The sequence below is a fragment of the Mycobacterium sp. UM_Kg1 genome (assembly GCF_000972925.1).
In the GTDB taxonomy this organism is placed as follows: Bacteria; Actinomycetota; Actinomycetes; order Mycobacteriales; family Mycobacteriaceae; genus Mycobacterium; species Mycobacterium hiberniae.
The window spans coordinates 12,962-33,314 of sequence record NZ_JRMK01000019.1 but is presented as its reverse complement, the minus strand read 5'-3'; the positions used below and the strand labels follow the sequence as shown (position 1 = coordinate 33,314).

The window sequence follows — 20,353 nt, the reverse complement described above, 5'->3', positions numbered from 1 at the left end:
GCGCAGAGTCAACGCAGACTTGCCGCGGCCTCCATCAGCATCCAACCGCCCAACTGCACCGACAGGTCCCGCTCGGGGACCTCGGATTCGTACACCGCGCCGGCAATCGAGGTGGCCACCGCGCCGTCGCCCCGGGGCACCTCGGCGGCCCGGTCCCAGAACGCACCGAACAGCGGTAGTCCGTTCACCGACTGCCGGTAGTCCCACGCCGACTTCGCCGACGACAACACCAGCTGTGCCGCGGTGTCGCGTGCCTCGGTGTCGGCCGCGCTGTCCCCGGGCAGCGCGGTGGCCACCAATGCCAGGTAGCGGGCGGTGATCCCGGCGAACAGCCCGCCGTCGCCGCCACCGGCACCCTTGATCACCCCGCCGGGTGCCATGTGCTCACGCACCGCGGCCACCAGGCGGTGGACCCGCTCGGCGTGTCGCGGTGCACCGGTGCGTGCGGCCAGTTCGGTCTCCAACCCCAGCACCACGCCCTGGCAGTAGGTGTACTGCGCCCGCACCAACGAGCCGCCGCGGATGCCGTCGAACACCAGGTGGGTCTCCGGATCGATCAGCGTGGCATCAATCCAGTCGCCCATCTCCACGGCGCGAGGCAGCCACCCCGGTTCGCGGGCCAGGAAGATTCCGGCGGGGCCGTTGGCCGGCGCGTTGAAGAACGGTTCGGTGAACTGTTCGTCCTTGCGCCACGGGATGCCGCCGCCGGCTTCGGGCATCCAGGAGTCGGTCAACTGGCGCGTCAAGGTGCCCAAGGCGCGGCGCCGGTCCACGCCGATGACTGTGGCCGCCCGCTGGATCGCCAGTGCCAGCCAGGCCATGTCGTCGTAGTAGGCGTTGGTCCAGCGGCCCACGTTGCGCAACCGGTGGGTCCGGATCTGCCGCTTGATGCGGGTGGCCCGTTCGGGCTGCGGATCCCGCAGCTGGGCGTCGATCAGGCAGTCCAGCAGATGCGCCTGCCACCAGTAGTGCCAATGCGGGGCGCGCTTGATCGGCGGCCAGGCCACGACGCCGAGCTGGGTGCCGGGCAGGTGCCACAGCGGCCTGAGGTGACGTGCGGTGACCGCGGCTTCGGCGCTGGCGGCACGGTTTGCCCAGAGGTGGTCCATAGCCGTTGATCTTGCCGCAAAAGCCGAGCGAGGATCTCCCGAGTTAACCGAGTACGGCTCGTGAGGCCCGGGCCCCGATCACCAGGCGCGGTCGAGGTCTCCGTGTTGGGCGATCCAGGCGTGCATCACGATCCCGGCGGCCACCCCGACGTTGATGCTGCGGGTCGACCCGAACTGCGCGATGGCCACCGTGAGGTCGGCGCCGGCGCGCATCTCGTCGCTGATGCCGAGTCCTTCGCTGCCGAAGACCAGCAGGCAGTCGAGTGGCAGCGCGGTCTGCTCAAGCCGCACCGCCCCGGCGACATTGTCCGCCGCTACCACGGTCAGCCCGTGCTGTGCGGCGAAAGTCAGTAGGTCAGCCGCGGTGTCGTGATGCAGCAGTCGTTGGTAGCGGTCGGTGACCATGGCGCCGCGCCGGTTCCAGCGACGGCGGCCGACGATGTGCACGGTGTGCACGGCGAAGGCGTTGGCGGTGCGCACCACCGAGCCGATGTTGGCGTCGTGCCCGAAATTCTCGATGGCGATGTGCAGCCGATGCCGCCGCCGATCGATGTCGGCGATGATCGCCTCGCGGGTCCAGTAGCGGTAGGCATCGACGACGTTGCGGCCATCGCCGTCGCGCAGCAGCTCCGGGTCGTACCGCGGGTCGCTGGGCAGCGGGCCGGGCCACGGACCCACCCCGTTGGCCGGCGAGAACCACTCGGTGGGGCCGGGCCCATCCGAGCCCTCGGTCATGCCGTGGTCCACACGGCGGCATGCGTGCCCACCACCGAGACCGAGGGGTAGAGCAGCGCGGCGTTGATCTCGCCGTGCGTACACAAGGCGGCGGGGACGTGTACTGAGTTCAGCGATGCCTCCGGCAGGATCAGCACCGATGACCCGACCGCCAGGCAGTCCGGCCCCAACCCGGGCATCGGTGTCGACGGCCCGGCGACCAGCATCAGCGGCCCGCCCCGCGCTACTGCCTCGTCACGGTACTGGCCGGGCACCGCGTCGGCCGTCAGGCTCAACACCATGTAGCCGTTGCCGGTGAACGCCTTCGGGTCGCCCAGGGCGGTCGGGGCCAGCGGCACGCCGTCGGCGCGGTAGGCGGCCACGCCCTGGGCGGTGAGCAGCAGACCGGTGTCGGCGGGGTTGACCGGCGCCAGCCCCACCGGGAAGGCGGCGGCGTAGGCGACCGTGGTGTCTTTGATCCGGTCGCCGGGCGAATAGAGGTAGATCCCGCGCAGGGCGCTGCGTTCCTTGAGCGGACCCAGGCACACGGTGCCGCTCAGCCGATCGGGTTGCGGGGCCGACAGCGGCGCCGGCACCAGCTCGCCCAGCAGCTTGCAGCTGCCCAGTCCGGTGGCCTCGATCGGGTGCGAGGGAGTGCCGTACACCCCGAACCGCAGATCGCCGGGCGCGGCGTGGGCCCCGTGCTCCTCGGCGACCTCGGCCTTGACGTCGATCAGGGCGTAGTCGACTTCCCAGCGCAGGTTCGACAGGGTGATCTCCCAGCCGAGGAAGGTCAGCGGCGAACCCAGCCGGGTGCCTTGAGCGCCGTAGGGGCCGGCCGGTTCCGAGCCCCCGCAGGCCGCGACGCAGGCAACGGCCAGCGCCGACACCAGCGCGATCAGACTCCGCACAACCGTCCTCGGTGCGTTCAGTCCAGCCCCAGCTCGGCCAGTCCGAGCACACTGCGGTAGGGCACGCCCTCGGCCTCGATGGCCTCGGCTGCTCCGGTGGCACGGTCGACCACGGTGGCCACGCCCACCACGTGACCGCCGGCTTCCCGCACCGCCCGCACCGCCGTCAGCGCCGACCCGCCGGTGGTGCTGGTGTCCTCGACCACCAGCACCGGGTGGCCGGCGACGTCGAATCCTTCGATAAGGCGCTGCATGCCATGGGTTTTCACCGATTTGCGCACCACGAATGCGTCGATCGGGCGGCCCGGGGCGTGCATGACGGCGGTCGCCACCGGGTCGGCGCCCAGGGTCAGGCCGCCCACCGCGACATAGTCCCAGTCATCGGTGAGCTGACGGACCAGCCGTCCGATCAGGGCACCGGCGCGGTGGTGCAGGGTGGAACGGCGAAGGTCGACGTAGTAGTCGGCTTCGGCTCCCGAGGACAGCGTCACGCGGCCGTGCACCACCGACAGCTTGCGCACCAGCGCGGCCAGCTCGTCACGTTCGTCCTTGTTAAGTGCGGCCACGGCCCCTCCCGAATTTGTTGGTCAGCGTCCGCGACAGCCCGCGCGGAACCAGTCGGCTGACGCCTGCCAATGCCTTGTACTGCAGGCCCGGGACGCTGACCACCTCACCCCGGGCGATGTCGGCCAGACTCCCCGCGACCACGTCGTCGACCTCCATCCACAGAAACGACGGCAGGGTGGCCATGTCGATGCCGGCCCGCTGGTGGAATTCGGTGTGGACGTATCCGGGGCAGACCACATGGATGCCGACGCCGGTGCCGTGCAGGCCCCCGGCCAGCCCCTCGGTGAACGACACCACCCAGGCTTTGGATGCCGAGTAGGTCGAGCCGCGTCCCGACAGCAGCCCGGCGACGCTGGCGATGTTGATGACGCGGCCGGCGCCCTTGTCGATCATCGCGGGCAGCGCGGCCCGGGTCAGCTGCATCACCGCGGTGACGTTGACGTCCAGCTGCGCCTGCAGCAGCGCAGGGTCGGCGGTCCAGAACTCCCCGGCCGTGCCGAATCCGGCGTTGTTGACCAATACCTGCACCCCGGCGGCCAGGCGCTCGGCGACACGCGCGCGCCCCGCGGCCTCGGCCAGGTCCGCGGGCAGTACCTCGACGGCGGCTCCGTGAGCGTCGCGCAGCTCGGCGGCCAGTGCTTCCAGGCGCTCGACATCGCGGGCGACCAGCACCAGGTCATGTCCGTCGGCGGCGAAGCGGCGCGCGTAGCCGGCGCCCAGCCCAGAGGTGGGCCCGGTGACCACGGCGACGGGGCGAGACATGCCCGTCAGCGTAACCAAGCCGCCGGTATCTACCGGCGTCGGCCGTCAGCGCTGATAGTGCGCGGTCTGTCGCACGTTGTGACCGCCCTTGGCCGAACGCCCGTCCGAGGCGGCGTCCCGGCTCGCCCGGCGGCGCGGCGCCGGCTCGCCCGGAGCGGACGCGGGCGCCCGCGATGCGGGTTGGTCGGCGGCATTGTCGTCGGCTGCCTCGGCGCTCGGCGGTCCCAGCGGGCGGCTGGGCTGGCCGTTGCGGCGGCTCGGGGCGGCCTCAGCGGCCTGGCGGCGCGGGGCCGGCGGCAGCACCCGCAGGAGGTCGTTGAACTGGCGGACGCTGCGCAGGCCCTCGTCCCACTGGCTGCGGGTGCTGGTGATGGGCATGCTCACCAGCGTCCAGTTCTCCTCGTTCCACATGATTTCCGCGCAGTCGGGAGCGCTGTGGGCGAAGGTGACCATCCGCCGGTCGCAGGCCCGGCGTGCCGCGTCGAGGTTGGTGGAGTACACCATGCGGGGGCCGATCGCCCCGAGCAGCCAGATGTCGTTCTCGCGGGGCTCCTTGAGGCCCTTGAGCCGCACATCGACCACGACGTTGGTGGCGACCTTGCGATGCAGGGCGATCACCGTGGCCACTTCGTCGAGGTCGAAGATGTAGACGGCCTCGCCGCGGATCTGGCCGAGCACCACGTTGCGCACCGGCGCCTCGCCGCCCACGCTCGATATCACGCCGCGGCTCCAGCGGCGCAGGATCTCGGTGGATTCCGGTTCGAAGTCGAAGCCGTGCGACCGTGCCCAGGACTTACGGCGCCGGCTGCGGCCGCGCCGCTGGTCGATGTCCACGTACAGCAGTACCGCCGCGCCGACGAAGCACAGCGCGGACAGCGTGAACCAAAGCGGGACCATTGTGCCTAGCGTATCTGCTCTCGGGCCCGAACCGAGAATGCTCGCAGGTCACAACCGTGTATCAGCACTGTTCCAACAGGTCAACGTCACAATTCCAGGGTGCCCGGCGCGACGCCGCCGAAGATGGTCTGCCCGGTGTCGTAGGAGACGTAGATCGGCTCCATCGCGAACGGCAGGTTACCGGTGTTCATGCTGGTGCCGCTGATCACCACCGGGCCACGGGTCGAGGCGTCAACGGGGTTGTTCGAGTAGGTCGACGAGCTCACGGTGTAGGAGTAGAGCAGCTGACCGCCGGGGGTGAAGACGCGGATCAGCGTCCCGTCCGGGAGGGTACCGGTGGACGTCGGTGTGATACCTGCGTTGCTCAGCACCGACGCCGGCATGGTTCCGAACACCCCGCCGGAGTCGATCACGCCGTTGACCGCCTGAGGCGTGGCGCCGTTGAGGCTCACGTACAGGGTGGACCACGGCGCACCCTCGACGGCGATCCCGCCGTCCAGCGGGTTGGCCCCGAAGACCAGTTCCCCGCCGGGCTGGTCGATCAGCACACCGCGACCCAGCTCGCCGGGCAGGTCCGCGGTCGGAATGTGGTCGGGGGTGGGGCCGAGCGCGTTGGGCCCGATGCCCAAGATGCCGGTGGAGGATCCGGCCAGGTAGTCGTGGATGGACCACGGGCCGAAGATGTTGAAGTCCGCCGGGAAAGCGAACAGCACCGCGGCGACCGAGGTGTCGGCGGTGACCGTACCCGCGACACCGTCCTGATCGAAGCCGCTGAAGGTGACCGTCGTGGGCAGTTCCAGGTAGAAGTAGTTCAGGTAGCCGCCGAATTGGCCGATGTTGAAGCCGGTCGGCAGGCCGGTGATGCCGAAGGGGTTGATGTTCCAGATCGGCATGACCAGCCCGGCGGCGCCGGTGTCGACCAGGACCTCGGGCTCCGGGCCGCCGCCGACGGAGACGTTGATGACCGGCTGAGTGACCAGGTTGACGTCCATCGGGACGGTGAAGCTGGTGGGGAGATCGGCGAGCGGGGTGTCCGGGCCGTAGTCGGCGGCGCTGCCGGCGACATCCGGGCCGAACAGCCACGGCGCGATGCTGTTCAGCGGGTTGTAGACCAGGTCCTGGTACCAGCCGTTGAACAGGGTGTCCAGTGAGGCCAGGGCCGAACCCGGATCGGTGTCGGCGGCGATACCCGGGTCTACCCAGCTGATCGCGTCGATCAGGGGCTGCAGCAGGTCGTCCCAGTCGGCGTGAGCGGCGGGGGCCGGCGTGCTCAGCGCCAGCAATGCGCCCGCGGCGCCGACGGCACCCACCAGCCGATGGCGACGACTTGCCATGATCACCCCTCCGATAGAACGCCCACTACCCGAAACTCGCGGCAATTTCTCAGTAACGGCAAGGCTAACCGATCAGCCAGTACACCGCACCTGCAAAGCAAGCGTCCTACGTCACGGCCCCCGGATCGTCTCCGGGGGCCGTGCCGTCTGGATGGGCTCAGCCCAGGATCAGCGACTCGCCGTCCGCGCTGATGTTGACCGGCACCACGTCGCCGTCGTGCACCTCGCCAGCCAGCAGCATCTTGGCGAGCTGGTCGCCGATGGCCTGCTGGATGAGCCGGCGCAGGGGGCGCGCCCCGTAGACCGGGTCGAAGCCACGGCGGGCCAGCCACTTCTTGGCCTCCAAGGAGACCTCGATCGTCAGCCGCCGTTGCGCCAGGCGCTTGGCCAGCTGCTGCAGCTGGATGTCGACGATCTGGACCAGTTCCTCGGGGTTGAGACCCTCGAAGATGAGCACGTCGTCGAGCCGGTTGATGAACTCCGGCTTGAACGCGGACCGCACCGCTGCCATCACCTCGTCGTCGGTGCCCCCCGAACCCAGGTTGGACGTCAGGATCAAGATGGTGTTGCGGAAGTCCACCGTGCGGCCCTGGCCGTCGGTGAGCCGGCCCTCGTCGAGGACCTGCAGCAGCACGTCGAACACGTCCGGGTGCGCCTTTTCGACTTCGTCGAACAGCACCACCGTGTAGGGCCGGCGGCGCACCGCCTCGGTCAGCTGACCGCCCTGGTCGTAACCGACGTAACCGGGAGGCGCGCCGACCAGGCGAGCCACCGAGTGCTTCTCGCCGTATTCGCTCATGTCGATGCGGACCATGGCCCGTTCGTCGTCGAACAGGAAGTCGGCCAGCGCCTTGGCCAGCTCGGTCTTGCCGACGCCGGTCGGGCCCAGGAACAGGAAGGAGCCCGTCGGCCGGTTGGGGTCGGCGACACCGGCCCGGCTGCGCCGCACCGCGTCCGAGACCGCCTGCACCGGCTTGCGCTGACCGACGACCCGCTTGCCGAGCTCGTCCTCCATCCGCAGCAGCTTGGCGGTCTCGCCCTCCAGCAGTCGGCCTGCCGGGATGCCCGTCCAGGCGCTCACCACATCGGCGATGTCGTCGGGGCCGACCTCTTCTTTGAGCATGAGGTCTTCTTGAGCGTGAGCCACCGGCAGCGCGGCGTCGAGCTTCTTCTCCACCTCCGGGATCCGGCCGTAGCGCAGCTCGGCGGCCTTGGCCAGGTCGCCGTCGCGTTCGGCACGGTCGGACTCGCCACGCAACGCCTCGAGCTGCTCCTTGAGCTCGCGGACCACGTCGATGGAGTTCTTCTCGTTCTGCCACCGGGCCGTCAGCTCGGCGAGCTTCTCCTTGTGGTCGGCCAATTCGGCGCGCAGCTTGACCAGCCGGTCCTTGGAGGCCTCGTCCTCCTCTTTGCTCAGCGCCATCTCTTCGATCTCCAGGCGCCGCACCAGGCGCTCGACCTCGTCGATCTCGACCGGCCGGGAGTCGATCTCCATGCGCAGCCGCGAAGCCGCCTCGTCGACCAGGTCGATGGCCTTGTCCGGCAGGAATCGGGCGGTGATGTAGCGGTCGGACAGCGTGGCCGCGGCGACCAGCGCCGAGTCGGTGATGCGCACCCCGTGGTGGACTTCGTAGCGGTCCTTGAGGCCGCGCAGGATGCCGATGGTGTCCTCCGCCGACGGTTCGCCGACGTACACCTGCTGGAAACGGCGCTCCAGGGCGGCGTCCTTCTCGATGTACTTGCGGTACTCCTCGAGCGTGGTCGCGCCCACCAGCCGCAGCTCGCCGCGCGCGAGCATCGGCTTGATCATGTTGCCGGCGTCCATCGCGCCCTCGCCGGTGGCACCGGCGCCCACGATGGTGTGCAGCTCGTCGATGAACGTGATGATCTGTCCGGCCGACTCCTTGATCTCGTCCAGGACGGCCTTGAGGCGTTCTTCGAACTCGCCGCGGTACTTGGCGCCCGCCACCATCGAACCCAGGTCCAGGCTGACGACGGTCTTGTCGCGCAGGCTCTCGGGAACGTCGCCGGCGACGATGCGCTGCGCCAGCCCCTCGACGATCGCGGTTTTGCCGACGCCGGGCTCACCGATGAGCACCGGGTTGTTCTTGGTGCGCCGGCTCAAAACCTGCACCACCCGGCGGATCTCGGTGTCGCGCCCGATCACCGGGTCCAGCTTGCCCTCACGCGCGCGTGCGGTCAGATCGGTGGAGTACTTCTCCAGCGCCTGGTAGCTGGCCTCGGGGTCCGCGCTGGTGACCCGCGCGCTGCCGCGCACCTTCACGAACGCTTCGCGCAATGCCTGCGGAGAGGCGCCGTGGCCGGTCAGCAGCTTGGCGACATCGGAGTCACCGGTGGCCAGGCCCACCATCAGGTGCTCGGTCGAGACGTACTCGTCGTCGAGTTCGGTGGCCAGCTGCTGGGCAACGGTGATCGCCGCCAGGGCGTCGCGGGACAGCTGCGGCTGGGTGTTGGAGTTGGTGACCTGCGGCGCCAGGTCGATCAGCCGTTGCGCCTCGGTCCGGACCGTCGCGGGGTTCACCCCGACCGCCTCCAGCAGCGGCGCCGCGATGCCGTCGTTCTGGGTCAGCAGGGCCTGCAGCAGGTGCGCAGGCCGGATTTCGGGGTTGCCGGCGACGGTGGCCGTCTGCAATGCGGCGGTCAGGGCTGCCTGCGTCTTGGTGGTCGGGTTGAAAGAGTCCACGACACCTCCATTCGGGGTCAGTGACGGGCCTCACAAACGCCCGCCGAAAATGCTTGTCGTGTTTTCCAACGCCGTCAAGGTTGAGTCTGTTCCGCTCAGGTCTAATAAATTTTCCTGAGCGTCAACTCACCCCGCCTGATCAGCCAAGACGCAGCGCGCGACGGGCATCCTGCACCAGCCGGGGCAACCGCGAGGCTCCCATCAGCGCGCGGAAGAGCCAACTGTCGTCCGAGGGAAGCACGCCGGCCGACTGGGTGGCGTCGAGCAGGTCGAACAGCGTCTCCCCCTCGTACATGAGCCCGTCGGCGTTGAAGTGGTAGCGATCCACCGCGGTGCACTGGACGAAAGTGCCGACGCCGTGGATCGCCGGAGCCGACTCGTCGTAGGGGTAGAAGCGCAGCGTGCCGCTGAAGTGCCCGCTGCCGATGTAGCGGACGATCACCCGCGTCTCGCCCTCGGGCGTGACGTCGAAGTAGACCTGCCCGGGCAGCGGGTCGTAGCGCCAGTCCGGGATGGCGTCGAGGAAGGAGAAGTTGTAGCGCTCGAACTCCTCGAGCCCGACGATGATGCGGCCGAAGGTGGTGGGGTCTTTGTAGCGCAGGTCCGGGGTGTAGAGCTCGTGGTTGAGCGACATGTCCCGCATCAGCCAACTCCACCAATACTTCTTGGCCCATTCGGCGGCGAAGGCCACGTCGATCCCGCGCTCGGCGTAGTGCGCGATCTTGCGGTCCAGGTCGAGGAACCACTGCTCGGTCATGGCGTTGAGCTCGGGCTCGGTGAGCACCTTGACCTTGCCGCCGGCCCGGTTTCCGGGCAGGTATTCCGGTAGTGGCTGACGCAGTCTCGGTTTGGCGATGGCCTCCCTGAACAGCGCCTCGTCGAACATGCCACCCACCTTCCCGCCGTATTGGAATCACCTGATTCCCGCAATCAAAGCAGGCAGGGGAAGTAGAATCAAGTGATTCTCAAGCGGATGGGGTGGCCCAATGGACACGACGGCGCCGCGAGTATGGCGCGGCCAGACTCATGACGACCGGGCCCAGCTCCGCCGAGCGCAACTGATGCGGGCCGGATTCGAGCTGCTGGGCACCGAGGGCGCCTCGGGAGTCACCATGCGGGCGGTCTGCCGGCACGCCGGGCTGAGCCCGCGCTACTTCTATGAAAGTTTCAGCGACACAGACGAATTGATGCTGTCGGTCTACGATCGCTGCAACGCCGAACTGCTGGACGCCGTCGCCGGCGCCACCGACCCGGAATCTCCCGTCGCGGCGGCGGTCGACGCTGCCGCCGGCTACTTCGAGGCAGATCCCCGGCGGTTGCGGATCCTGTTGCGCGAGCCGCAGTCCAGCAATCTGCTCGCCGCCCACCGGGCCGATGTCCTGCCCGGGCTCCTGACCGAGCTGGCCGGTTCCGCGGGCGTCACCGACCCGCCGGGCAACCCCACCAGCCGCGCCATGCACGCCAGCGCACTGTCGGGAGCCCTGACCGCGCTGGTTCTCGACTGGGCCGACGGCCGGCTGCGGGCCAGCCGTGCCGAGCTGGTCGCCTTCGCGACCGCACTGGTGCTGGCGGGCCTGGCCGGAACCGGCGATTCAGGACGCTGAGGTCTCACACCGATGTCTCGCACGATCGGGCACCGGCCGGCGGCCGGCTCCACCAGAACAGCGCGATCCAGGCGGCGTAACCCAATGCCATCCCGGCATACATGACGGTGGGATCCGACTGGCCGTGCACGCTGAGGTAGAGCGCCACCCCGACGATCAGCGCGGGCAGCGCGGCAGCCCGACGCCGCAGGGCCAGCGCGACCGTGACGAACACGATCGACACGATCAGCAGGACGGGGCTGATCCGATGTAACGCCTCGAGCGCAGCGCCACCCGATCCCCGGGGCCGCGCGCCGTCGTGCGCGCCGTGGCCGGCGCCGGCCGCCGCCGAGGCTCCGGCGCCGACTGCGGCCAGGACCGCCGGGAGACAACAGGCCAGCGTGCAGGTCAGCGCGGCGAACGCGCCCGCCACCCCGAATCTGCGTCCGGCAGGCTTCGCCGAATCGGCCGGGTCTCGCTGCGGCGTAGCTGACATATCCCACCCTCCCCAAGGTTGCCACGCTGAACCTATACCCCGTAGGGGTATATGGCAAGGCGCGCCCGCGGTGCACGGCCGGTCCGATCCGGTCCGCTACGGTGCAGCTATGACGACCAGCCTGGCTTCGGTGTGGACTGCCCTGATACCCCTTGCCCTGGTGGTGGCGCTGTCCCCGATCACCGTCATCCCGGCCGTGCTCGTGCTGCACACCGCGCGCCCGCGGAAGACCGGCCTGGCCTTTGCGCTCGGATGGCTGGCCGCTCTGGCGGCTCTGACCGCCGCGTTCGTCGCGGCTTCGGGCCTGGCCGGCGGTCTGCAGAGGACGCCGCCGGGCTGGGCGTCGTGGCTGCGGATCGTCGTCGGTACGGCGCTGATCGGGTTCGGCCTCTACCGGTGGACGGCCCGGCACGGGCACAGCGAAATGCCCCGCTGGATGCGCTCCTTCACCACGATGGCACCGCTGCGCGCCGGCCTGATGGGCGCGGTACTGGCCGTCGTCCGGCCAGAGGTGTTGTTCATGTGCGCCGCCGCCGGCCTGACCATCGGCAGCGCCGGACTGGCCGCCGAGGACAGCTGGCCGATGGCGGCATTCTTCGTCGCGCTCTCCGCCTCCTCGGTGCTGATTCCCATTCTGGGCTACGTGGCCGCCAGCGACCGGCTCGATCCGGCGCTGCACCGGCTCAAAGACTGGATGGAGCGCCAGCACGCCGCACTGGTCGCGGTGATCCTGATCCTGATCGGTGCGATGGTGGTCTACAACGGGATTCACGCGCTCTGACCGGCGCCCCCCCCGGCGCCATTAAGATCGCGCCGTGGGCCTGGACGACCGCGATGCGCTGCGCGTTCTGCATGACGCGTTCGCTGCGCCGTGCGACGCTTCCGGTGTCGTCGCCCAGTTCTTCAACCGATGGTTCGGCACCGACCCCTCGGTCCGCGACCTGTTCCCCGCCGACCTGAGCCCCCAGCGGGACGCCTTCGCCCACGCCATGAGCTGGGTGCTGGGCGAATTCCTCGCCCAACGGGCGCAACCACCCGTGTCCTTCCTGGCTCAACTGGGCCGCGATCACCGCAAGTACGGTGTGACCCAACACCATTACCAGAGCGTGGGCCAGGTGCTGCTGGCCACCCTGCGGGAGGCGTTGGCCGACCGCTGGACCGCGGCCGTCGACGAAGCCGCCCGCGAGGCGCTGAACCTGATCATCGGCGTGATGGGCGGCGCCGCCGATGCCGAAGAAGGTCCGGCCTGGTGGGACGGCACCGTCATCGAGCACCTGCGGGTGTCGCGCGACATCGCCGTCATCCGGCTCCAGCTGGATCAGCCGATGCCGTACCACCCCGGCCAATACGTCAAAGTCGAGGTACCGCAATGCCCTCGGTCGTGGCGCTACCTGAGCCCCAGCATTCCGGCCGACCAAACCGGGGCGATCGAGTTTCACGTGCGGGCGGTTCCGGCCGGACTGGTCAGCACCGCGATCGTCAACGAGACCCGGCCCGGCGACCGGTGGCGCCTGTCCAGCCCGCTGGGCGGCCTGCACGTGGACCGAGGCGGCGGCGACGTCCTGATGGTGGCCGGCAGCACCGGCCTGGCGCCGCTGCGGTCGATGATCATGGACCTGACCCGCTGGGGCGAGAATCCGCGCGTGCACCTGTTCTTCGGCGGCCGCTATCCCTGCGAGCTCTACGATCTGCCCACCCTGTGGCAGATCGCGGCGCACAATCCCTGGCTGTCGGTGACCCCGGTGTCGGAATACCCGCGCGACCCCGACTGGGCCGCAGACTATCCCGACGTGACCCCGCCGCGCGGACTGCATCTGCGCCAGACCGGGCGACTGGCAGACGTGGTCACCCGTTACGGCAACTGGGGCGATCGGCAGATCCTGGTCTGCGGCGGCCCGGAGATGACGCGCGCGACCGTGGCCGCCCTCATCGCCAAAGGAACTCCCCCGCAACGCATTCAACACGACCCCCTGTCGGCGTGACCGATCTCGCCGCCTGCGTCCTGTCGGATCCGTCGTCGCCGCTGACGGCGACCTTCCTGCCGCACGCCGGCATGATCGGCACCTCGCTGGCCGACGACGGCGTGGAACTGCTCGGCCAACTCCGAGGTGTTGCCGCCTATATCACCGAGTACAAGACCATGGGCATCCCGCTGCTGTATCCATGGGCGAATCGCCTGAGCGCCAACACCTACCGGGTGGGCGATACGACGGTGACGCTGGTCCCCGGGGCCGGCGGGGTGCACACCGACGACTACGGCGCCCCGATCCACGGGATTCTGGCCGGCGAGCCGGGATGGCGGGTGACCGCTCGGTCGGCGTCGGCGCTGACGGCGCAGCTCGACGTCGGATCGCGCCCGGATCTGCTCGCGTCGTTTCCGTTCCCGCACCTGCTGGAGCTGGCGGTGACACTGGCGGACCGCACCTTGACGGTGCGCACCACGGTCACCGCCACCGGTGACACGGCGGTGCCGCTGTGCTTCGGTTTCCACCCCTATCTGCAGCTTCCCGACGTGCCCCGATCACAGTGGCTGATCCAGACCCCGGCGATGCGGTCCCGGATCGTGGACCGGCACGGCATCCCCACCGGGGCGGTCGCCGCACACCCGGCGACCACCCAGTTGTTGGGCGAGCAGGTCTTCGACCATGGTTTCGACGAGGTGCAGCCGGGATCGGTGTTCGCGGTCTCCGGCGGCGGACGCCGCGTGGAGGTGTGTTTCGACGCGGGGTATCCGGCGGCGCAGATCTATGCGCCGGCCACCGACGACGTGGTCTGCTTCGAGCCGATGGCCGCGCCCACCGACGCGCTGCGCCGCGGCGGTTACGCGGTGGCGCGCTCGGGCCAACCCGGCGCGGCCCAGTTCTCGATCCGGCTCGCCTGAGCATTGACTCTGCGCGTACCCGGCAGATGTGCGAGTGGATTGCCTGGTGGGCGCAGAGTCAGCGGGGAAATCGCTAGCTGCGGGGCTGCCAGACCACCACGGCGGTGCTCTTGGGCAAGACGGCAAGCTCCCGGCGCTGCTTGGAGCGCAACATCTCCAGCTCGGCCGACATCTCCTTGATCCGCGACTGCAGCGCCTCCACCTGATTGGTCAGCTCGATGATGCGCTTGATCCCGGCGAGGTTGACGCCCTCGTCCTGGGAGAGCCGTTGCACCTCGCGCAGCATGTCCACGTCGCGCTCGGAGTAGCGGCGCCCGCCGCCGGAGCTGCGCCGGGGACTGACCAGCCCGATGCGGTCATAGGTGCGCAGCGTCTGTGCGTGCATCCCGGCCAACTCCGCGGCCACCGAGATCAAGAAGGTGCGCGAGTTCTCCGATTTGCTCATGGCCGGTTCCCCGCCCATCCGGCCCGCGGGTCGAACCCACTGGCCTGCTCCGCCGCCGCGTACGCCTCAAGCGCCGCCTGCGCCGCGCCCTCCAGATTGGGGGGAACCGCAACCTTGACGGTGACGAGCAGATCGCCGTGGCCGCCGCCGCGCTTGGGCACGCCGCGGCCCCGGACCCGCAGGATCCGGCCGTCCGCGGTGCCCTTGGGAACCCGCACACCGACTTTGCCGTCCAGGGTCGGCACCGACAAGGTGGTGCCCAGGGCCAGTTCGGCGAAACTCACCGGGATGGTGACCGTCAAGTCGTCGCCGTCGCGGCCGAAGACCTTGTCCGGGCGGACCCGCACCGTCACGTAGAGGTCGCCCGAGGGGGCGCCGCGCAGGCCGGCCTCGCCCTGGCCGGCCAGCCGGATCCGCTGGCCGTCTTCGACGCCCGGCGGAATCCGCACGTTGATGGTTCGGGTCCGGGCTGCCCGCCCGGTGCCCTTGCACTCCGAGCACGGGTGTTCGATGATCGAGCCGCTGCCGCGACATTCGGTACACGGCTCGGAGAACCCGAATGCGCCCTGGTTACTGCTGATCACCCCGGATCCGTTGCAGGACACACACACTCGCGGGCTGGTACCCGGCCGGGCGCCACTGCCGTGACAGTTGGTGCACGGTGCGGCACTGGTCAGCCGCAGCGGCATCTCCACGCCCTTGGTGGCCTCGAGGAAACTGAGCTCGGATTCGGTCTCCAGGTCGTTTCCCCGCCGCGGCCGGCTGGGCCGTTGCTGGGCCCCGCGCCCGAACAGGCCGCCGAAGAGATCGCCGATGTTGGCCCCACCGGTCTGACCGGCGGCGCCGAACAGGTCGTTGAGGTTGAACTCGCTGCCGTCGCCGCCGGTGGAGAACCGGTCGAAGTTGCCACCGCCGAAGCCGCCGCCGTTGAAGCGCCGGCCGAAGCCGCCGCCGGCGAACAGCCGTCGCGTCTCGTCGTATTCCTTGCGCTTGGCCTCATCGGACAAGACGCTGTAGGCCTCCGAGACCGCCTTGAATCGCTCCGCGGCCGCCGGGTTGTTGGGGTTGCGGTCCGGATGCAGTTCGGAGGCCAACTTGCGGTAGGCGCTCTTGATCTCTTTCTCGCTGGCGTCGGAGGAGACGCCCAGCTCTTTGTAGAAGTCTTTTTCGACCCATTCACGCTGAGCCATTCCGCGTCACCTCCTTACCTGTCAATTCTGGTCAGCGTTGTCGCCGTCGACAACGGCCCCGCCCGATTCGGCGTCCGGGACGGTGTCGATGACACCGACCATCGCGTGTCGCAACACCTGCTCGCCGAGCTTGTAGCCCCGTCGCAGGACGGTGCCGATCACCGAGTGCGTGCCGTCACCCTCATGCTGGACCGCTTCGTGCAGCTGCGGGTCGAATTCGTCGCCCTCGGCGCCGAACGACGACAGGCCCAACCCGGTGAGCACGCTGGTCAGCTTGTCGGCGATCGCCTTGAGGGGTCCCGATTCCAGGTCACCGTGGCTGCGGGCGCGATCCAGGTCGTCGAGGATGCCGAGCAGTTCGGTCACCACCGTGGCCTTGGCGCGATCGGCAACACCTTGCTGATCGCGCAGCGCCCGCTTGCGGTAGTTGGCGAAGTCGGCCTGCACGCGCTGCAGGTCCGCAGTGAGTTCGGCCAGCGGGTCGTCCTGGTCTTCGTCGACGGGCGGCTCCTCCGGAGCCGGCCCACTGGGGGCCGGTCCGGAGGAACTCTCCCGCACCTCACCGGTTTCGGGGTCGATACGCCGCTTATCGGTGACGGTGATGGTCTCCGGCGGGACGTCGGAGCCGTTCGCGGCGCCCTCGGGGCTCACTTGGTGTCTCCATCATCGACCACCTCTGCGTCCACGACGTCGTCGTCGCCACCGGAGTCGCCTGCGGCCTCGGCGGCCTGCTCAGCCTGGGTGGCCTCGTAGATCGCCTGGCCCAGGGCCTGGGACTCGACGCCCAGCTTCTCCATCGCCGACTTGATGGCGCCGATGTCGGTGCCCTCCAACGCCTTCTTGGCGTCGCCGATCGCGGCGTCGACCTTGGCCAGGGTGTCCTCGGGGACCTTGGAGCCGCCCTCGGCTCCGCGCTGCTCGGCGACGAACTTCTCCGTCTGGTAGACCAGCGACTCGGCCTGGTTGCGCACGTCGGCCTCTTCGCGCCGCTTGCGGTCCTCCTCGGCGTGCGCCTCGGCGTCCTTGATCATCCGGTCGATCTCCTCCTGGGAAAGGCCGGAGCCTTCCTGGATCTTGATCGTGTTCTCCTTGCCGGTGCCCTTGTCCTTGGCGGTGACGTGCACGATGCCGTTGGCGTCGATGTCGAAGGTGACCTCGATCTGCGGGACACCGCGCGGGGCCGGCGGAATGCCGGTGAGCTCGAAGGAGCCGAGCAGCTTGTTGTGCGAGGCGATCTCACGCTCACCCTGGAAGACCTGGATCTGCACCGACGGCTGGTTGTCGTCGGCGGTGGTGAAGGTCTCGCTGCGCTTGGTCGGGATGGTGGTGTTGCGCTCGATCAGCTTGGTCATGACGCCGCCCTTGGTTTCGATACCCAGCGACAGCGGTGTGACGTCAAGCAGCAGAACGTCTTTGACCTCACCCTTGAGCACGCCGGCCTGCAGCGCGGCGCCCACGGCGACAACCTCGTCGGGGTTGACGCCCTTGTTGGGCTCCTGGCCGCCGGTCAGCTCCTTGACCAGGTCGGTGACCGCGGGCATCCGGGTGGAACCACCCACCAGCACCACGTGGTCGATCTCCGACACCGAGATACCGGCGTCCTTGATCACCGACTGGAACGGCTTGCGGGTGCGGTCCAGCAGGTCCTGGGTGATCCGCTGGAACTCCGCCCGGGTGAGCTGCTCGTCGAGGAACAGCGGGTTCTTGTCGGCGTCCACGGTGATGTAGGGCAGGTTGATCGAGGTGCTCTGCGAGCTCGACAGCTCGATCTTGGCCTTCTCGGCAGCCTCGCGCAGGCGCTGCATGGCCATCTTGTCCTTGGTCAGGTCGATGCCCGAGGTGCCCTTGAACTTATCGACCAGCCAGTCCACGACGCGGTCGTCCCAGTCGTCGCCACCGAGGTGGTTGTCACCGGAGGTGGCCCGCACCTCGACCACGCCTTCGCCGATCTCCAGCAGGGAGACGTCGAAGGTGCCGCCACCGAGGTCGAACACCAAGATGGTCTGTTCCTTGTGACCCTTGTCCAGGCCGTAGGCCAGCGCGGCCGCGGTCGGCTCGTTGACGATGCGCAGCACGTTCAGCCCGGCGATCTGACCGGCTTCCTTGGTGGCCTGACGCTGAGCGTCGTTGAAGTAGGCCGGCACGGTGATCACGGCGTCGGTGATGTCCTCGCCGAGGTAGGCCTCTGCGTCACGCTTGAGCTTCATCAGCACGCGGGCGCTGATCTCCTGCGCGGTGTAGTCCTTGCCGTCGATCTCGACTTTCCAGTCCGAGCCGATGTGGCGCTTGACCGAGCGGATGGTGCGGTCGACGTTGGTGACCGCCTGGTTCTTGGCGGGCTGGCCGACGAGCACCTCGCCGTTACGGGCGAACGCGACGACCGACGGGGTGGTGCGCGAGCCCTCCGAGTTGGCTACGACGACGGGGTCCCCGCCCTCCAGCACTGCGACGCACGAGTTGGTGGTCCCGAGGTCGATTCCGACCGCACGAGCCATTGTGGTTCCTCCCTGGTAGACGATAATCCCTAGTCTGAGCGGACTGCGCTCAAGAATGCTCCTCGACAGTCTCGCTGTCAATTGGACTTGAGTGCTTCTAACTCAACTTCTTGCTGGGGTCAACGGGTCGGGTTCCCAGTTTGTTCCCGAATGAACACGGTGGCAGCAAAGAGGCACCGAGGGATCGCTGGCGCGGAACAGCCGACTCAGTCGTCGACAACCGTCAGGATGCCCGCGGGAGCACCGAGGGCGTCAAATGTCCGCGCGGCGGCGGTGTGGATGTTCACCCGCGGTTGCGGCGGCAGTTCGCCCTGGTAATAGGTACCGGGTCCGTAGAACAATCCGTAACGCAGGACCACGCCGTCGGCCGCGAGCACCGCTTCTTCGAGCAGCGCGACCGCCTCGGCTTCCGGGCCGGGGCGCATAGTCCACGCCACACTTTGGGCGATGACCTTCGTCGGGCGCAGGCCGTCCAACGCGTCGATGAGATTGCGGGTGCCCTCGGCCCGGATACGGGCGTTGAGCAGCGACTCCTCGGGCAGGTCGGCCAGATGCTCGGGCAGGTCGGTCAGCTCGTGCAGCAATACGTCCGGCGCAAACCCACGCACGGCCCGGGTCAGCGCCGGACGATCGAAGACGTCGCAGACGATCGGCTGCGCACCCATTGCGGCCAGCCGATCGGCCTTCTCAGCCGACCTCGTCATAGCGCCGACGGTATGGCCCGCTTTGACGAGCATCGGCACGAGCCGACTCCCGATCACACCCGAAGCACCCGCAAAGAAGACGCGCATTGTCATCCCGAAACCTTCATCGCCAAAGCGGCCAGCTTGGTGTCGAGTTCTTCGGCGGCCGCAAGCAGGGCAGGATTGGGTTCGACGACCATCAGTGTCGACGGTTTGACATAGGTCAAACTGCTGCGGCCGTCCTCCTCGCCGACGAGCAACAGTTCCACCGGCGCGAACAGACCCGCGGTCACATCGTGGCGCAACATCGTGATCGCAATCAGCGGGTTGCCGATGATCACCCGCAGCACCTTGCGGTCGATCCCGGCCTTGTGGATCCAGCCGCCATGGTCGAACGTCGTGAACAACATGAATCCGCTTGCACCAACGTGCGATTCGACCTCGCTTCGGTAGGACTCCCAACTGGCGAAATCGCCGGCAAGATCGTCGATGGGAACCGGCCGCTCGCCGACGTCAGCAAGCAGCGCGGCAACCAGCTCTTCGTAGCTCTTCGTGCTCGGGTACCGCAGCTGGACGCCGGAGAAGCGCAGTTCCTGCGGATCACACTGCGACACGCTCCACCTCCTCGATCTCGGTGCCTGCGTGTTCGTCGACGCGGTCCCGGACAGGTACCCGTGGGGTGCGATCCACCAGCAGGCTCAGCAGATCCGGGCGGCTGTAGTGGCCGCGGGCGTCCATCTGCGACTTGCGGGCATCGATCACCGAGAAGTCCAGGTCGGCAGTCACCTCGCCCTCACCGGAGCGCAACGGCTCGCCGAGCAGTTCGCCGTGCGGGCTGATGATCGCGGTGAAGCAGCCGCCCGAGATGGGCCCGATCGGACATCCGGTGTCGGCCATGATCTGCGCCTGTTGATCGGCGTCCAGCCAAGCAGTGGCATTGACGACGAATGCCGCCGACTCGAGTGCGTGGTTGCGCACGCTGGTCTCGAGCTGCTGGGCAAACAGGTCGCCGGCGAACGATCCCGGCCACATGCCCGAGTGGATCTGTTCCCCGTCGGCGATCAGGGCGTAGCGCGCCAGCGGCATGTAGTGCTCCCAACAGGCCAGTTGCCCCACCCGCCCGACCGTGCTGTCGACTGCACGCAGTCCGCTGCCGTCGCCCTGCCCCCAGAGCAGCCGCTCGTGATAGGTGGGCATGATCTTGCGGCGACGCTGCAGCAGGGTCCCGTCGGCGTCGAACAGCAGCTGGGTGTTGTACAGGGAACCGCCCTCACGTTCTGTGACGCCGATCGAGACGACCATTTCCGCCTGCCGCGCCGCTGCTCCGATCACATCGACTTCCGCCGACGGGATGGTCACAGCCTGTTCCATCAGGGTGAGGTGGTGCGGGCGCATCTCGAACGGACGCTGGACGAACGAGAAATAGGGGTAGTAAGGGATCACCGTCTCCGGAAAGACCGCGAACTGCACTCCGTGGCGGGCCAGCTGCCCGATCTTGGCCACCACCCGTTCGACGGTCCCTTCGCGGCTGTACAGCACCGGGCTGATCTGCACCGCCGCTGCTCGAATCGTGCTCATGGTC

General features: G+C 68.7%; 21 protein-coding genes. 4 read left to right on the top strand and 17 right to left on the bottom strand.

What is annotated here, in order from left to right:
- Positions 1-8 precede the first annotated feature (8 nt).
- The 9 genes from LI92_RS04965 to LI92_RS04925 form a co-directional block, all read right to left on the bottom strand.
- Entirely contained in the window at positions 9-1,109 is a 1,101-nt protein-coding gene (locus LI92_RS04965; protein WP_046316590.1) for a glycoside hydrolase family 76 protein, read from the bottom strand.
- 78 nt (positions 1,110-1,187) lie between these two features.
- The gene (locus tag LI92_RS04960; RefSeq protein ID WP_046316632.1) at positions 1,188-1,844 is read right to left on the bottom strand and encodes a TrmH family RNA methyltransferase; all 657 of its coding nucleotides are present in this window, start codon (positions 1,842-1,844) and stop codon (positions 1,188-1,190) included.
- The gene (locus tag LI92_RS04955; RefSeq protein ID WP_046316586.1) at positions 1,841-2,734 is read right to left on the bottom strand and encodes a hypothetical protein; all 894 of its coding nucleotides are present in this window, start codon (positions 2,732-2,734) and stop codon (positions 1,841-1,843) included. The genes LI92_RS04960 and LI92_RS04955 overlap by 4 nt, the downstream gene beginning before the upstream one ends.
- A 17-nt stretch (positions 2,735-2,751) precedes the next feature.
- On the bottom strand, positions 2,752-3,300 hold the full coding sequence (gene pyrE, locus LI92_RS04950; protein WP_046316583.1) for an orotate phosphoribosyltransferase: 549 nt from the start codon (positions 3,298-3,300) through the stop codon (positions 2,752-2,754).
- Entirely contained in the window at positions 3,287-4,063 is a 777-nt protein-coding gene (locus LI92_RS04945; protein ID WP_046316581.1) for an SDR family NAD(P)-dependent oxidoreductase, read from the bottom strand. The genes pyrE and LI92_RS04945 overlap by 14 nt, the downstream gene beginning before the upstream one ends.
- A 45-nt stretch (positions 4,064-4,108) precedes the next feature.
- Positions 4,109-4,960 (bottom strand): trehalose monomycolate transport factor TtfA, encoded by an 852-nt coding sequence (gene ttfA / locus LI92_RS04940; RefSeq protein ID WP_046316579.1) that lies wholly within the window; start codon positions 4,958-4,960, stop codon positions 4,109-4,111.
- Positions 4,961-5,046: 86 nt separating this feature from the next.
- On the bottom strand, positions 5,047-6,294 hold the full coding sequence (locus LI92_RS04935) for a PecA family PE domain-processing aspartic protease (protein ID WP_046316630.1): 1,248 nt from the start codon (positions 6,292-6,294) through the stop codon (positions 5,047-5,049).
- A gap of 157 nt (positions 6,295-6,451) precedes the next feature.
- Positions 6,452-8,998 (bottom strand): ATP-dependent chaperone ClpB, encoded by a 2,547-nt coding sequence (clpB, locus tag LI92_RS04930; RefSeq protein WP_046316577.1) that lies wholly within the window; start codon positions 8,996-8,998, stop codon positions 6,452-6,454.
- 139 nt (positions 8,999-9,137) lie between these two features.
- A complete protein-coding gene (locus tag LI92_RS04925) occupies positions 9,138-9,884 on the bottom strand; it encodes a nuclear transport factor 2 family protein (protein ID WP_046316627.1) in 747 nt (248 codons plus the stop codon).
- 100 nt (positions 9,885-9,984) lie between these two features.
- On the opposite strand from LI92_RS04925, the gene LI92_RS04920 reads away from it, so the two are divergent.
- Complete coding sequence (locus LI92_RS04920; protein WP_046316574.1) at positions 9,985-10,602, top strand: TetR/AcrR family transcriptional regulator; 618 nt, start codon at positions 9,985-9,987, stop codon at positions 10,600-10,602.
- Between the two features lie 4 nt (positions 10,603-10,606).
- Here LI92_RS04920 and LI92_RS04915 read toward each other — a convergent pair whose 3' ends face one another.
- On the bottom strand, positions 10,607-11,077 hold the full coding sequence (locus LI92_RS04915; RefSeq protein WP_152665338.1) for a hypothetical protein: 471 nt from the start codon (positions 11,075-11,077) through the stop codon (positions 10,607-10,609).
- Positions 11,078-11,186: 109 nt separating this feature from the next.
- On the opposite strand from LI92_RS04915, the gene LI92_RS04910 reads away from it, so the two are divergent.
- From LI92_RS04910 to LI92_RS04900, 3 genes are read left to right on the top strand one after another with little or no spacing between them, the layout of a single operon-like run.
- The gene (locus LI92_RS04910; protein ID WP_046316571.1) at positions 11,187-11,858 is read left to right on the top strand and encodes a GAP family protein; all 672 of its coding nucleotides are present in this window, start codon (positions 11,187-11,189) and stop codon (positions 11,856-11,858) included.
- 34 nt (positions 11,859-11,892) lie between these two features.
- Complete coding sequence (locus LI92_RS04905; protein WP_046316568.1) at positions 11,893-13,059, top strand: FAD-binding oxidoreductase; 1,167 nt, start codon at positions 11,893-11,895, stop codon at positions 13,057-13,059.
- Positions 13,056-13,958, top strand: a complete 903-nt coding sequence (locus LI92_RS04900; RefSeq protein ID WP_046316566.1) for an aldose 1-epimerase — start codon at positions 13,056-13,058, stop codon at positions 13,956-13,958. Before LI92_RS04905 ends, LI92_RS04900 begins: the two co-directional genes overlap by 4 nt.
- 73 nt (positions 13,959-14,031) lie before the next feature.
- Here the strand turns inward: LI92_RS04900 and LI92_RS04895 are convergent, their stop codons facing one another.
- From LI92_RS04895 to LI92_RS04865, 7 genes are all read right to left on the bottom strand, one after another.
- Positions 14,032-14,403, bottom strand: coding sequence for a heat shock protein transcriptional repressor HspR (locus tag LI92_RS04895; protein WP_046316624.1), 372 nt, complete (start codon positions 14,401-14,403; stop codon positions 14,032-14,034).
- Positions 14,400-15,593: a molecular chaperone DnaJ gene (gene dnaJ / locus LI92_RS04890; RefSeq protein ID WP_046316564.1), complete on the bottom strand. Its 1,194-nt coding sequence runs from the start codon at positions 15,591-15,593 to the stop codon at positions 14,400-14,402. Before dnaJ ends, LI92_RS04895 begins: the two co-directional genes overlap by 4 nt.
- A 21-nt stretch (positions 15,594-15,614) precedes the next feature.
- Positions 15,615-16,244, bottom strand: coding sequence for a nucleotide exchange factor GrpE (gene grpE, locus LI92_RS04885; protein WP_082109560.1), 630 nt, complete (start codon positions 16,242-16,244; stop codon positions 15,615-15,617).
- Positions 16,241-18,088 (bottom strand): molecular chaperone DnaK, encoded by a 1,848-nt coding sequence (dnaK, locus tag LI92_RS04880; RefSeq protein ID WP_046316562.1) that lies wholly within the window; start codon positions 18,086-18,088, stop codon positions 16,241-16,243. Before dnaK ends, grpE begins: the two co-directional genes overlap by 4 nt.
- A gap of 206 nt (positions 18,089-18,294) precedes the next feature.
- Entirely contained in the window at positions 18,295-18,879 is a 585-nt protein-coding gene (locus LI92_RS04875; RefSeq protein WP_046316560.1) for an NAD-dependent epimerase/dehydratase family protein, read from the bottom strand.
- A gap of 2 nt (positions 18,880-18,881) precedes the next feature.
- Positions 18,882-19,385: a DUF302 domain-containing protein gene (locus tag LI92_RS04870; protein ID WP_046316558.1), complete on the bottom strand. Its 504-nt coding sequence runs from the start codon at positions 19,383-19,385 to the stop codon at positions 18,882-18,884.
- Positions 19,372-20,349 carry a nitrilase-related carbon-nitrogen hydrolase gene (locus LI92_RS04865; protein ID WP_046316557.1) on the bottom strand — a complete coding sequence of 326 codons (978 nt, stop codon included), beginning with the start codon at positions 20,347-20,349 and terminating at the stop codon, positions 19,372-19,374. The genes LI92_RS04870 and LI92_RS04865 overlap by 14 nt, the downstream gene beginning before the upstream one ends.
- Between the last annotated feature and the right edge of the window lie 4 nt (positions 20,350-20,353).